General features: G+C 32.0%; 12 protein-coding genes and 1 pseudogene. 10 read left to right on the forward strand and 3 right to left on the reverse strand.

The genetic code is table 11. From position 1 onward, the window contains the following. The 3 genes from hemL to argS all read left to right on the forward strand — a co-directional run bounded on the left by hemL (position 1) and on the right by argS (position 3,579). A complete protein-coding gene (gene hemL, locus K4897_RS05205) occupies positions 1–1,272 on the forward strand; it encodes a glutamate-1-semialdehyde 2,1-aminomutase (RefSeq protein WP_250415669.1) in 1,272 nt (423 codons plus the stop codon). Positions 1,273–1,413: 141 nt separating this feature from the next. After that, entirely contained in the window at positions 1,414–1,836 is a 423-nt protein-coding gene (locus K4897_RS05210) for a signal peptidase I (RefSeq protein ID WP_004032699.1), read from the forward strand. 15 nt (positions 1,837–1,851) lie between these two features. After that, on the forward strand, positions 1,852–3,579 hold the full coding sequence (argS, locus tag K4897_RS05215) for an arginine--tRNA ligase (protein WP_250415670.1): 1,728 nt from the start codon (positions 1,852–1,854) through the stop codon (positions 3,577–3,579). A gap of 14 nt (positions 3,580–3,593) precedes the next feature. Here argS and K4897_RS05220 read toward each other — a convergent pair whose 3' ends face one another. Further along, positions 3,594–4,040, reverse strand: a complete 447-nt coding sequence (locus K4897_RS05220; protein WP_019266833.1) for a MarR family winged helix-turn-helix transcriptional regulator — start codon at positions 4,038–4,040, stop codon at positions 3,594–3,596. After that, on the reverse strand, positions 4,030–5,400 hold the full coding sequence (locus tag K4897_RS05225) for an MATE family efflux transporter (protein ID WP_250415671.1): 1,371 nt from the start codon (positions 5,398–5,400) through the stop codon (positions 4,030–4,032). The genes K4897_RS05220 and K4897_RS05225 overlap by 11 nt, the downstream gene beginning before the upstream one ends. Before the next feature lie 348 nt (positions 5,401–5,748). Here K4897_RS05225 and K4897_RS05230 point away from each other — a divergent pair, with 348 nt between their 5' ends. Together K4897_RS05230 and K4897_RS05235 are read left to right on the forward strand one after the other, a co-directional pair. Continuing rightward, positions 5,749–6,210 (forward strand): hypothetical protein, encoded by a 462-nt coding sequence (locus K4897_RS05230; protein WP_004036090.1) that lies wholly within the window; start codon positions 5,749–5,751, stop codon positions 6,208–6,210. A gap of 18 nt (positions 6,211–6,228) precedes the next feature. Further along, entirely contained in the window at positions 6,229–7,311 is a 1,083-nt protein-coding gene (locus K4897_RS05235; RefSeq protein WP_250415672.1) for an HIRAN domain-containing protein, read from the forward strand. A 19-nt stretch (positions 7,312–7,330) separates the two neighbouring features. Here K4897_RS05235 and K4897_RS05240 read toward each other — a convergent pair. Further along, positions 7,331–8,696, reverse strand: a pseudogene (locus K4897_RS05240) (MATE family efflux transporter). A gap of 84 nt (positions 8,697–8,780) precedes the next feature. Here K4897_RS05240 and purD point away from each other — a divergent pair. The 5 genes from purD (at position 8,781) to K4897_RS05265 (ending at position 14,052) form a co-directional block, all read left to right on the forward strand. After that, positions 8,781–10,091 (forward strand): phosphoribosylamine--glycine ligase, encoded by a 1,311-nt coding sequence (gene purD / locus K4897_RS05245; protein WP_019265116.1) that lies wholly within the window; start codon positions 8,781–8,783, stop codon positions 10,089–10,091. A 226-nt stretch (positions 10,092–10,317) separates the two neighbouring features. Continuing rightward, positions 10,318–11,223, forward strand: a complete 906-nt coding sequence (gene argF, locus K4897_RS05250; protein WP_019265115.1) for an ornithine carbamoyltransferase — start codon at positions 10,318–10,320, stop codon at positions 11,221–11,223. A gap of 112 nt (positions 11,224–11,335) precedes the next feature. Continuing rightward, positions 11,336–13,027, forward strand: coding sequence for an acetolactate synthase large subunit (locus K4897_RS05255; RefSeq protein ID WP_019265114.1), 1,692 nt, complete (start codon positions 11,336–11,338; stop codon positions 13,025–13,027). Between the two features lie 9 nt (positions 13,028–13,036). Continuing rightward, positions 13,037–13,528, forward strand: coding sequence for an acetolactate synthase small subunit (ilvN, locus tag K4897_RS05260; protein WP_004032708.1), 492 nt, complete (start codon positions 13,037–13,039; stop codon positions 13,526–13,528). Beyond that, the gene (locus K4897_RS05265) at positions 13,525–14,052 is read left to right on the forward strand and encodes a carbonic anhydrase (protein WP_019265113.1); all 528 of its coding nucleotides are present in this window, start codon (positions 13,525–13,527) and stop codon (positions 14,050–14,052) included. The genes ilvN and K4897_RS05265 overlap by 4 nt, the downstream gene beginning before the upstream one ends. The last annotated feature ends 601 nt before the right edge of the window (positions 14,053–14,653 follow it).

Genomic DNA, 14,653 nt, shown 5'->3' on the forward strand with positions numbered 1-14,653 from the left:
ATGTTTTCCAAAGATTTGTTCCAAGAATCTAAAAAATTCATTCCTGGAGGAGTTAGTTCTCCAGTTCGTGCATTTGAACCGTATCCGTTTTTTGTTAAAAAAGCTAGCGGTTCAAAAATATATGATGTTGATGGAAATAAGTATATTGACCATTGTTTAGCTTATGGTCCTTTAATACTTGGACATGCAGATCCGAAAGTAGTCAGGGAAGTTTCTAATCAATTAACAATTGGTTCTGCTTATGGTGCTCCAACTGAAAATGAAATTATTTTAGCAAAAGAAGTTGTTGACAGAATACCTAGTGCTGAAATGGTAAGATTTGTAAATAGTGGTGGGGAAGCTACTATGAGTGCTATTAGATTAGCCCGTGGTTTTACTGGTAAGGATAAAATCATTAAATTTGATGGTGCTTACCATGGCGCTCATGATTATACATTGGTTAAGGGAAAACCTGGTGAGGCTTGTGTTCCGGATACTAAAGGAATTCCTCTTGATACAGCTAAAAACACTTATTCTGTACCTTTCAATGATGAAGAAGCTTTAAGTGATTTAATCCAAAAAGATGGAGATAACATAGCATGTCTTATTATGGAAGTAGTTATGGGTAATATTGGATGTATTGAACCTAAAAAAGGATTTTTGGAATTTGTAAGAAAAATCACCAAAGAAAATAATATTTTATTAATATTTGATGAAGTTATAACAGGTTTTAGATTAGCCAGAGGCGGTGCTCAGGAATATTATGGTGTAACTCCTGATTTAACTACAATGGGTAAAATTGTAGGTGGAGGTTTGCCTATGGGTGCCTTTGCAGGTAAAAAAGAAATAATGGAATTGATAGCACCTAACGGTCCAGTTTATCAGGCAGGTACTTTTAGCGGTAATCCAATATCTGTTCAGGCAGGAATATCTACATTAAAACAGTTAGATAATCAGTTCTACAAAGATTTGGAAAGAAAAGGAAACTTTTTAAGAAGCAATATTCAATCAGTAATTGATGAACAGGGATACAATATTACTCCTGTAGGCTGCGGATCAATGTTTCAGATATATTTCAACCCTGCTCCAGTTTACAATAATGAAGATGCCCATAATTCTGATGCAAAAAGATTCTTGAGATACTTCAGAGCATTACTGAAAGAAGGGGTTTTCATTCCTCCAAGTCAGTTTGAATGTAACTTTATTTCAAGTGCTCACACTATGGAGGACTTAACACAGACTGCAGAAGCTATTGAAATGGCTTTGGAAGTAGCTTTTAAGAAAAAAGGATAGTGTCATCTGTTTGACATTATTTTTTATTTTATTTTATCAGTAATTTAACCATCAATCCAATTTCATGTTTAAAAATATTTTATAAGTTTTAGCTAAATTATTTATAATTATTAATATATATTTAATTATTAAGGTGTTAGCGTGACAGATTATAAAGAAATCATATCTTACATCGTTATTCTTGCAGTAGTTTTAATAGCTGCCCAACACTTAAATGTAGTTGTTTCAGGAAGTATGGAACCTGTTTTCTATAGGGGAGATATTGTAGCTGTTGAAAAAGCTGATTTTTTAGGAATTCATGAATTTGATCCTAATGATGTACAGGTAGGAGATATTGTTGTTTATGATGCAACATGGTATAATGAACCTGTAATTCATAGGGTAATTAATATTACAGAAATAAATGGGACAACGTATTATATGATTAAAGGAGACCATAACAGTCATCCTGACCCATATTATGCAACAGCAGATCAAATAAATGAAAGGGTATTGACTTGGGATGGCCATCCTATTGTTATTCCATATATTGGAAATATTTCTCTTTGGTTAAGAGGTTTGTAATTTAAAGGTGAGTTAATGTATTTTGAGATAGAAAAACAGGCGATTGATGCTATAAGTGATGCTTTAGACAAGTTTGAAGTAGATGATACTTTAGAAAATTTTCAGGTTGAAGATGAAAAGAATTTTAGATTGGAATTTCCCCCAAATCCGGACATGGGAGATTTAGCTAGTACTATTGCATTTTCACTTGCTAAAAAATTAAGGAAAGCCCCTAATCTTATAGCTTCTGAAATTGTAGAAAAACTTGAAATTCCCGAAATATTTGAAAAAGTAGAAGCTATCGGCCCATATGTTAATTTTTTCATTGATTACTCAGCTTTTTCTAAAAAGCTTTTAGAGCATGTCGGAAAAGATTATGGTCAGCTTCCAAAGGCAGATGAAAAAATAATATTGGAACACACTTCAGCTAATCCTAATGGTCCGTTACATATTGGACATGTAAGGAATTCTATTTTTGGTGATTCATTAAATCGTCTTTTAAAAGTAGCCGGTAGGGAAGTTGAAACACAGTATTATGTAAATGATATGGGAAGACAGATAGCTATTATTGTATTTGGAATTACTGAACTTGGTTTAAAAATTGAAGATCAGGAAGGAGATAAAATCGACCATAAGATTGGAAGATTATATTTCAAAGCCAATCAAAAATTAAACGAAGATGAAAGTTTAGTTTCACATGTAGATAATCTGATTGAAAGATATGAAGGTGGAGCAGAACCTGAATTAAATAAAATATTCGAAGAAGTAGTTGAAAGCTGTCTTTTAGGAATTAAGGAAACACTTCATAGAATCAATATAAACCACGATGATTTTGTATGGGAAGGTCAGTTTGTAAGAAGTGGTGAAGTGGATGATATGATTAAATACTTTGACCATGAAGGATTTGTCTCATATGGTGATGTAACTTATATTGATTTAACCTGCTTCCAAATCGAAAAAGAATTTGTACTTAGAAGGTCTGACGGTACTTCACTTTACTCAACAAGAGATTTAGCTTATCACAGATACAAAGCCACTCAGGGAGATGTGGTTTTAGATATTTTAGGTTCAGACCACAAATTAGCAGCTCAACAGATTAATGTAATCTTTAAAGAAATTTTAAGAGAAATTCCTCCGGAAGTTATATTCTATGAATTTATTACGCTTCCTTCAGGATCCATGTCTACAAGAAAAGGAGTATTTGTTTCAGTTGATGAACTGGTTGATGAAGCTGTAAAAAGAGCAGCTGATGAAATTAAATCCAGAAATCCTGATTTAACTGATGAAGAAATTAAACCTATGGCTGAAGATATTGGTGTTGGAGCTATCAGGTTCTTTATAGCTAAATTATCCCCTGAAAAACACTTAACCTTTAAATGGGATGAGGCATTAAGCTTTGAGCGAGGATGTGCTTCTATTCAGTATGCTCATGCAAGAGCATGTAAATTACTTAAAAAATCAGGTAAAGATGTATCTTCTTTAGCTGTATCTGATGACTGGGTCCCTGATGAAAATGAAAAAGATTTAATTAGGACAATAGCTAAGTTCCCACAGGTTATTGAAGACTGTGCTAACAAAAAAAGGATTCACAATATTACACAATACTGTCAGGATTTGGCTGGTGCATTTAATAAATTCTATAAAGCTGAACAAGTTATTGGTTCAGATGTAGAAGATACAAGACTTGTTTTAGTTGATAGGGCTAAAACTACTTTAAAAAATGCTTTAGATATTTTAGGAGTTCCAGCTCCTCAAAAAATGTAAATGAGTTGAAAAACTCATTTTTCTTCTCTTTTTACTATAGTTGAATATATTTTTTTAAGTGTGGTTTTAAATTCTTCAAACTCTTTTTCGCTTAAATTTTCACTGCAAATTTTGTCCCACTGTTTATCGTAGTCCATAACTTCTTTAGCTATTTTGGCACCTTTGGAAGTAACTTTGACATAATTTTTTCTTTTGTTTTCATAGTTTGGGTGTTTTTCAATATATCCTTTTTCTTCTAGTTTGTTTAGTGCTCGTGTTATGGTACTTTCATTAAGTTGGAATATTTTAGCTAGATTTTGCTGTGTTGACGGTCCTTTATCATATAATTCTATTAAAAAGGGGTACTGTCCAAAACTTAAATTATACTTTTTCATTTTATTATTTATGAATATCCCATATTTTCGGTGTATTGTTCCAACAAAAGGAATTGTGGGAACGTCTTTTTCGTCTTCAAGCCCCATTTTGATTTCTCCTGATTAGGCGTTTGACATAAATTTCAATAATTCCGTAAGCTATTACGGAACCGATAAGTCCTCCTATAAGCATTCCAATATACACTCCAATTTCACCCATATTAAATACAAGTCCTAGGAGACATGCAAATATTAAAACTAATATCAATTCTCTGAATGTTGTTAGTACAAGGGAGATTGTTCCTTTTCCAAGTCCCTGGAATACATTTCCTGCAGTTGCACCAAATGGTACAAACAATACAAATAAGCACATTATTTTTAAGAAATCTGTGATTAATGGAGCTAATGCAGCACTTGTTGATGAATATGAGAATATATATGCAATTTGACCTGCAAAGAAATGGATTAATAAACATGTAATTAATGAAACGATAAATCCGATTTTAACAGCATATCTTACTGTTGTTTTTATTTTATCATAATTTCGAGCACCATAAGCTACTCCCGCTACTGTAACTGCTGCTGTTCCTACTCCTACTGCTGGTATGATTCCAACTGAAATAATTCTCCAGCCTGCTGTATATACTGCAACTGCTGTTGTTCCAGCTACGATAGTTAGTAAGAAGTTAACAACAATAGCTAGTACAGACATAATAAGCTGTTCTAAACTGGCTGGAATTCCTACTGTTAAAATATCCAAATACATTTTCATATTGTTTTTAAAGTTTTTAAGAGAGTATGAAAGATAAGTGTTCTTTTTAACATAAATCCAGTAAATTTGCATTAAAAGACCGATAAATCCAGCTATTCCTGTTGCCATAGCTGCTCCGGCAATTCCTTGATTTAATGTGTAGATGAATATTGGGTCTAAAATCATATTTGCAATAGCTGTAACTGCAAGGGGAATTGTTGCTCTATTTACATCTCCTTCTGCTCTAAATATTCCTCCGATGATTGTAGGTATTACTAATGCAAAAGTCCAGATAAACAGTACTACTCCATATTGTTTACAGTAATCCAATACTTCAGCAGCTCCCATAATTTTTAATATAGGATCTAAAATTATAAGAAAAAGCACCATAAATGCTATTGAGATAACTATACTCAGTATTAATGAATGTGCTGTTGCACTGTCTGCTCCTTTTTTATCTTTTGCTCCGATGAATCTTGAAATAAGAGAGTTTGCCCCTGCTCCTATACCATTTCCTACTCCTACTAAAATCATAAATAATGGAGTAATATAACCTATTGCAGCTAGAGGGTCTGAACCTAAACCTGCAACCCATACACTGTCTATAATGTTATTTAGCATTATCAGAAGCAAACTTCCTATAATAGGGTAAGCTAATTTGTTTATTGCTTTTTTTGGGTCTCCTCTTAATAATTCCACATTTGCATTTTCTGACATTTTCCACCTCGACTCTTGCATGTGCAAGTATTACTCTTGCATATGCAACTGTTAGTATATAAATGTTGTGGCAGTTAGTGGAAAATTGATTTATAATTGTTTGATTATCCTTTTTTAAAAAAATTACTTTCCAAACAATTAGAAACATTCCATTTTCACTTATTAATGCTTTTAGATTCTTTTTACATCTTTACATTATAAAAATATATTCTGAATTGGTTTATTATCTGTACTTTTTTTAATTATTTTTACATTGGCTATTAACAATTCTATTAAGTAATGGAAAATTTTAAATATATTAAATACACAAGTTATATACATAGACATTAAATAAGGTGAAATTCAAAAATGAGCAGATATTTTATTGAAGATGTTAAATGTGGATATGATACATGTTTCGATTGTTGTGGCCCTCATACAACTGTTGCTTCAGCTATAAAGTACAAAAATGATGATGGAAAAACAGGATGGCTGTATTGCATACAACCGGAAGGCTATGATCCGATAATAGCATTACATGACGATGATGTTTATGAAGAAATAATAAGGGGAGAATTTCCTGAAATTGATTATGAAGCAGATAGTTTTGGAGATGTTAGTTTAAATATAGGTAGTGGAAAAGAGGAGTTTTTCGAATTCTTTTATAGGAATAAAAACAGTGGTGCAGCAAATCTTATTCATTATGCATATGATTTATGCATATGTCCTACACACATAGAAGCAGACCTTTTAGCTCTTGGAAAAGGTCACTATAGTGATGAAATAGAAGTTCCAATATTGGATGATGAAAAAACATGGCTTAATAGATAAAATTGAAGATGTGATATAATGGGAATTTGTCCAAGATGCGGTAGTTGGGTTGATGAAGGAGATGTATGCAGATCTTGTGGTGGAGTCAGAGAGGTTGAATATGATGAATATGATGAATATGATGAAGGTGATGAAGAGGTATGTGATGATCCTTATGTGGATTTAGAGGCAATAAGGTACAGTGCAGACGAAAAATTAGAATCTGCAATGTTTGAAAAAAGGGCTAATCATAATTTAAAAGAGGCTATGAGATTAGTTAATAGTGCTATTGATGAAATTGGTAGTTATGGTGAATTAAATGATTTAAAACAATGGGCATTGTCTTTAAAATCTGAAATTAAGGGAGAAATGGAGGATGTTGCTGCCGATAAACGCTATGAAGGTATTTTAAAAAGGAAAGGTAGGGATAAATTAGTTCATATGTGCGGATATGACCGCATGTTTAATTCCAATGATTTAGTTTTTAGATTGGTAAAAGAAAAGAGCGGATTTATTAACGTATGTTATGGTGACATGAAAATAGGTTATGTTTCAGAAAATTGGGGTCATGAAATATGTTATTCATCAGTTAGTGAGCTTACAAATCTTCCAAAAGTATCATATGCCAAGTATTTTTGCAGATATCCTGGAAGATATAATTATGTGCCTGATTCTGGTTGGGTAATACTTGAATTATTAGATGATTATTCACCAAGAAAATACTGGACAGAAATTAATAAAGAAATAAAACTAAATATTGATGATGATTTACTAAAAAAAAGGGAGACAGAAGCTAGAAAAAAAGTAAGGCAACTAATAACTATTAATCAACACTCAAAAAAAGATTTAATTACAATAGTTGGGACTTCTTTTCAAAAACAGGTACAATTTAAAGAAGGAATGAAATTAAAATTAGTTAAGGAACCGGATAATTCTTACGATAAGGATGCAATAGCTGTCTATGTAGGTAGTGATAAAGTAGGTTATGTTGCAAATAGCAATGAAACTAATTTTAGTAAGTCTTCCATGGCTTCAGAACTTAAAAATCTTCCAAAAATAAGTCATGCCAGGTATTTGACGGATTATTTTGATTATCATATAGCTAAGTTAAAATGGGAGTAGAGGGGGGTGTTAAATACAATTAACTATTTGCTTTTTTAAGTAAGCGGCTAATAAATATTTCAATACATAAAAGTCCTACAGCAGATCCGATAGCATTACCGATAACTAATCCGTAATAAACTCCACGAACTCCTAATGACAGGCAGATTCCAAGGATAAATGTAAATATAATCACTAAAATAGCCTCTCTTTGCATTGTTAAAAGAAAACTTGTTATTCCTTTACCCATTCCCTGAAATGCATAACTTGCTGTTGCACCGAAAGCTACTGGAATTATAAATAGCCATACAAAATTTAAGATGTAGCTGATTGTTGGAGCAAGTGAACTGCTGTTTGCCGAATATGAAAAGAGAAACGCAATTTGGTTGGAAAATACAATAAATATCAGTGAAGTTACAATTGAAAATATAAATCCTAAATTTAATTGAATATCTTGTAGCTATTTTGATATTTTTATAATTCTTTGCTCCATAAGCTATTCCGACAACTGTAATAGTTGAAGTTGCAATTCCAATAGTTGGCATTATTGCAATACTTATTAATCTCATTACAATCGTATAGGTAGCTACAGCTGATGTTCCTCCAACTATTTCAAAGATTAAATTAACTGCAATTGCAACAACTGCCATTAGAAGTTCTTCAAGTCCTGCTGGGATTCCTACATTTAAAATCTCTTTATACATTCCTAAATTAATTTTAAAGTTTTTAAATGTGTATTTGAAGTAAGTATCTTTTTTTATAAACATCCAATAAAGAATTATCAGCAGTTCAATAAAAATACTAAGTAATGTAGCTATTGCTGCACCACTTATTCCTAAATTTAAAGTATAAATAAAAATAGGATCTAAAATCATGTTTAGAATAGCTGAAATACACATTGGAAGGGTTGCTCTTTTAATATCTCCTTCAGCTCTGAATATTCCTGCATAAGCTACCGGAAGTATTGTAACAATTGAAAATATAAATAATGGCCTACCATAGTCAATTGCATAGCTAAATACGTCTTTAGCCCCCATAATGTAAAGTGTTGGTTCTAGAATCACTACAAAAATAACTGTAACTATTATGGAAACAATAATACCTAAAACTACTGACTGAACAGCTGCTTCATTTGCTTTAGTTTGATTTTTGCTTCCTACATAGCGGGAAATTAATGAATTTACACCTGCACCAATACCTGTTCCAATTCCTACTAAAATAAGAAATAATGGAGTTACAAAACCGATTGCAGCTAGTGGTCCGGGACCTAATCCAGCAACCCAAATACTGTCAATTAAATTATTGCTCATTATAAGAAGCATACTTATTATAATGGGATAAGCCAGTTTTTTAACAGCTTTTTTAGGATCTCCGGTAATATCTTTCATATTATTATTTAGTTCCATTCGATTTCCCCTTAAAATATAGGTAATATATTTTAATGTCAATTTATATAAATTTATAATATATTAAGAAATTGGTGAATTATTATGAAGGTCTTAGTAGTTGGAACTGGTGCTCGTGAACATGCAATAGCTGATGCACTTAAAGATGATGTTGAGTTATATTGTTATATGAGTAAAGTAAATCCAGGTATTTCAAAAATAGCCGAATTTGCACAGGGTGATGAAGGAGAAATTGAAAAAGTAGCCAAGTTTGCTGTGGATAACAATATTGACATAGCATTTATTGGTCCTGAAGCTCCTTTAGGAAAAGGAATAGTTGATGAACTTGAAAAAAATGGAATTAGCTGTGTCGGACCATCTCAAAGTGCAGCCAGAATAGAAACTGACAAATCTTTCATGAGAAAATTATTTGAAGATTATAATATTGAAGGATCTCTTGTTTACAAAGTATTTGACAATTATGATGATGTTAGTGCATTTTTAGATGACTTTGACAGGGATGTTGTAGTAAAACCTGTAGGTTTAACTGGTGGAAAAGGAGTTAAAATCGTAGGTGACCACTTAAAAGATAATCATGAAGCTAAAGAATATTCCAAAGAAGTAATTGACAATGCAATGGGTGGTTTTACTCAAGTTATCATTGAAGAAAGGTTAATCGGTGAAGAATTTACTATTCAGGCTTTTTGTGATGGAACTCACCTTGCACCAATGCCTGCAGCACAGGATCATCCTCATGCTTTTGAAGGAGATGTAGGTGCAATTACTGGTGGAATGGGTTCTTACTCTGATAAAGGAGGATTATTACCATTTTTATCTCAGGATGATTATGATAAAGCAGTAAAAATAATGGAAGCTACATTGGAAGCTATTGCAAAAGAAGCAGAACCTTATAAAGGTATTCTTTATGGTCAATTTATGTTAACTGCAGATGGGCCTAAATTAATAGAATATAATGCAAGATTTGGAGATCCTGAAGCTATGAATGTTTTACCATTACTTAAAACTCCATTAGCTGATGTATGTCAGGCTATTGTAGATGGCAGTTTAGATAAAGTGGAATTCAATGACAAAGCTAGTGTATGTAAATATATAGTTCCTGAGGGATATCCGGAAACTTCTCATGGCGGAGAACTCATTGAAGTGGATGAAAGAGCTATTGAAGAGTTGGGAGCTAAAGTATTTTATGCAGCAGTCGGTCTTGAAGATGACGGTATTCACCTTTCAGGTTCCAGGGCATTAGGTATTGTAGCTGATGGTGACAGTATTGAAGAAGCTGAAAAAATAGCTGAAAAAGCATGTGCTTGTATAAAAGGTAATGTATATCACAGAAGTGATGTGGGAACTACGGACCTTGTTAATAAAAGAGTAGAACACATGAAAGAAATCCTAAATTAAATTTTAGGATTATTATTTTTTAAAAAATAGGTAAAAAAGATTTTTAAATTCTTTTTCAATCCTTTTTTTAAAACTTTCGCTTTATTTTTCAGGGTTAAACCTTAAAAATCCTTTTAGCTTTATAATATGCTTTTATTTCTGTTTGTTATATTAAATGCTATAGAAAACTTTAATATATAATAATTATATATATTTTATTTTGTTAAGATTAAAGAAGGGTTAAACTATGAGCAATTTATTGTCTGTTTGTGACATCAAAGATGAAGTACTGGATATTTTAGAATTAGCTAAAAATTTCAAAGAAGGAAAAATGGAAGAAAAACCTTTAGCAGGTAAATCATTAGCTATGATATTTCAAAAATCATCTACAAGGACTAGGGTATCTTTTGATGTAGGTATGTATCAGTTAGGTGGTCAGGCTTTGTTTTTATCCTCTTCAGAATTACAAATGGGTAGAGGAGAACCTATTCCGGATACTGCAAAAGTTTTAAGTCGTTTTGTAGACGGAATAATGATACGTGCTATTGAACATGATGATGTTGTGGAATTAGCTAAATATTCTGATGTTCCGGTTATCAGTGGTTTAACTAACTTGGAACATCCCTGTCAGGCTTTAGCTGATATGTTAACTATTAAGGAACATTTAGGTAAATTGGAAGGCAAAAAACTTTGTTTTGTTGGTGACGGAAACAATGTATGTAATTCTTTGCTTTTAATGGCACCTCTTGTTGGAATGGACATGTCTGTAGCATGCCCTGAAGGTTATGAACCTAACGAAGACATTGTTAATACGGCCAAAAAATTAGCGAAAGATCATAATAAGGAAATTACTATCAGTTCTGATTTAAAAGTCGCTCTTGATAATGTGGATGTAGTCTATACTGATGTTTGGGTAAGCATGGGTGATGAAAAAGAAGCAGAACAAAGACAAAAAGATTTTGCACCTTATCAAGTTAATTCAGATTTAATGAGTTTAGCTAATGATGGGGCTATTTTTATGCATTGCTTACCGGCTATTCGTGGTCAGGAAGTTAGCGGTGAAGTTATTGACGGTCCCCAATCAGTGGTCTTTGATGAAGCTGAAAACAGACTTCATGCACAAAAAGCGGTTCTTTATCACTTTTTAAAATAACTTTTTTTTCAAATTTTAATTTTCACTATTTTTCTTAAAAAAACTAAGATACTTTTATATATTTTCATTAATAAACTTTAATTATTAAATAAAAAAAATTAAGGTTTTTATAATGAGAGGCGGAGAAGCAATAATTGAATCCCTAAAAAGAATGGGGGTAAATACAATCTTTGGTTATCCTGGAGGACAAACCATACCGTTTTATGACATGTTATATGATGCAGACATGGATCATATATTGGTTAGACATGAACAGTGTGCAGCTCATGCAGCAGATGGATTTGCAAGAGCTTCCGGTAAAGTGGGTGTGTGTTTGGCTACTTCTGGCCCCGGTGCAACTAATCTTGTAACTGGTATTGCTACTGCTTATATGGATTCTTCTCCAATCATAGCTATTACTGGTCAAGTACCAACACATTTAATAGGTAATGACGCTTTTCAAGAAGCTGATATTATAGGAATTACCATGCCTATTACTAAACACAGTTTCCAGCCAAAAGATCCTAATTTAATACCTTCCATTGTTAAAACAAGCTTTGAAATAGCTGAAAGTGGAAGGCCAGGTCCGGTTTTAATTGATGTTCCAAAAGAAATTCAGGAAGGAGAATTGGATTCTTTTGATGATTCATTAATTTCAACACCAGGTTATAATCCAACTTTAAAAGGAAACATTAAACAAGTTAGAAAAGCCCGTGATTTGATAAGGGAATCTAAAAAACCGATTATCCTTGCAGGTGCAGGAGTTATATTAGCTAATGCTTCACAGGAGTTAAAAGAATTATCTTATTTAATAAATGCTCCGGTCATGACATCCTTACTTGGTAAAGGAGCTATTGATGAAACAGATGATATGGCATTAGGTATGCTTGGAATGCATGGAAGAAAAGTAGCTAATGATTCAATAAATGATAGTGATTTGATTATAGCTGTAGGTATAAGATTTTCAGACAGGGCAACAGGAAGATTAGACAGTTTTGCACCTAATTCTAAAATTATCCATATAGACATTGATCCTGCTGAAATAGGTAAAAATGTAGATGTTGATTTGCCTATTGTAGGTGATGCTAAAAATGTTTTATCTTCATTAATTAATGTTTTAAAAGATTATGAAAGTAATGAAGATGCAAAAAAATGGGTTAAACTTCTTATAGAACGTAAAAAAGAATGTCTCCCTAGAGTTACTTATGATGATATTCCATTAAAACCACAAAGTGTTATACGAGAAATCAGTGAAGTTTTAACTCCTGATTCTATTTTAACAACTGATGTAGGTCAAAATCAAATGTGGGCGGCTCATTTCTATGATACTCAAAAGCCACGTAAATTCATATCTTCCGGAGGTTTGGGAACTATGGGATTCGGATTGCCTGCAGCTATTGGTGCTAAAGTAGCATGTCCTGAAGATCCTGTTGTATCTATTAACGGTGACGGAGGATTTTTAATGGTTTGTCAGGAGTTGGCTACTATTAGAGATTATGATATTCCTGTTATTGCAGTTGTTTTAGAAAATAGGACTCTTGGAATGGTTTATCAATGGCAAAACTTATTATATAATGGAAGATATTCTGAAACTAAATTAGGAGCAAGTCCTGATTTTGTTAAATTAGCTGAAAGTTTTGGAGTTAATGCAACCAGAATTACAAAACCTGGAGAAACTAAAGAGGCATTAAAATCAGCTATTAAGGATAATGAACCTATTTTGCTTGATGTTATAATAGATAAAGATGAAACTTTACCTATGGTGCCGCCAGGTGCAGCTATTGATGAAATGATTGGTGAATATAAACTTGAAAAAGATGTATAGGTGAGTTAAATGGCTTTAGAGTATCATGTTATAAATGCATTAGTTGAAGATAAGCCGGGAGTATTGCAAAAAGTTGCTGGCCTATTTACAAGAAGAGGTTTTAACATTGACAGTATTACAGTTGGAGAATCTGAAGTTGAAGGATTGGCCCGTATGATTATTACTGTTAAAGCAGACCAAAAATTATTGGAGCAAGTTACAAAACAACTGAATAAGCTTGTAGATGTTATTAAAATAAAAGATATTACTGAAAATGCTGTTAAAAGAGAGTTATGTCTAGTTAAAGTTAATATTCCAAATGAAAAAGCTAGAGCAGAAATAATGCAGTATGTAAACATCTTTAGAGCTAAAATTGTAGATGTTTGTGAAGAAGCTTTAATTATTGAAATTACCGGAGACATTGAAAAGATAGATGCATTCCTATCCCTTTTAAAAGGATATGGTATTAAAAAGATTTCACGTACTGGTCTTACTGCAATGTCCCGTGGATTTCGTTCATGATGATTCTTAATGAAATTTTGGAGAATAATAAGAAATTTGTAGATGAATTTGAAGGTGAGGAATTATCCCACCATCCCCAAAAAAAGTTAGCTATCTTAACTTGTATGGATTGTAGATTAACTGGATTTTTAGAACCAGCACTTGGTATTGGAAGGGGTGATGCTAAGATAATCAAAAATGCAGGAAATACAATTGTAGGTGAAGACGCTATTCGTTCAATAGCAGCTGCAATTTTCTCACTTGGTGCTGAGGAAGTTTTGGTTATTGGCCACACCGAATGTGGAATGGCTGGTTCTGACCCTGAAAAATTAAGAAATGCTATGATTGAGAGAGGAATCCCTCAAGAAGAAATTGACAAAGTTGATTTAAAATCTTGGATTGGCGGATTTGAAGATGAAGAGGAAAATGTTATAGACACAGTTGAAAAAATTAGAAATCATCCTCTTATTCCAGATGTACCAATTCATGGTCTTATGATGGACATTGTTACAGGTAAATTAGATGTTGTAGTAGATGATAGATAAATTATTATCTACTTTTTTCTATTTTTAGCTATTTTAATTAAATATTTCACATCTAAAGCAATTTTTTAAGGTATTATCAATTTTTCTTTTGTTTAAACAGAAATTATATATATTATTATTGACTACTAATTAATAAGCAAAGCCAAAGGTGTTTGCTTAATTTCGTATAGTTTGTAAGATGTGAAATCTTTTATTCGATTAAAATGCTGTTATTGGGGGATTATAAATATAAATTTATAATCATAACAGCATAGTTCTATTTTTAATTATTTTTTTATAGTTATGATTATTATTTTGAGAATTAAATTGGAAAAAATGATTAGACTGTGCTAAATTGGGGATTTAGCAGAGATAAAAAACCAATTTCAATTCTCTTAATCTATATTATTGATTATAATATTTTTTCAAGAATTAAAATTATGAAAAAACATATAATTATATGAATTATAGATAAATTTCGATAAAACATAAGAGTACCTCCTTATTACTTAGTAATAAGAGAATATTGACATTTGTCAATGTTGTAATGCCTCTTATTCGATTAATTTTCAGTCTATATTTTTAAAATATAGTTGTATTTTAACTTATATAAATTTAAACG

Source organism: Methanobrevibacter sp. TLL-48-HuF1, assembly GCF_023617305.1.
GTDB classification, from domain to species: domain Archaea; phylum Methanobacteriota; class Methanobacteria; order Methanobacteriales; family Methanobacteriaceae; genus Methanocatella; species Methanocatella intestini.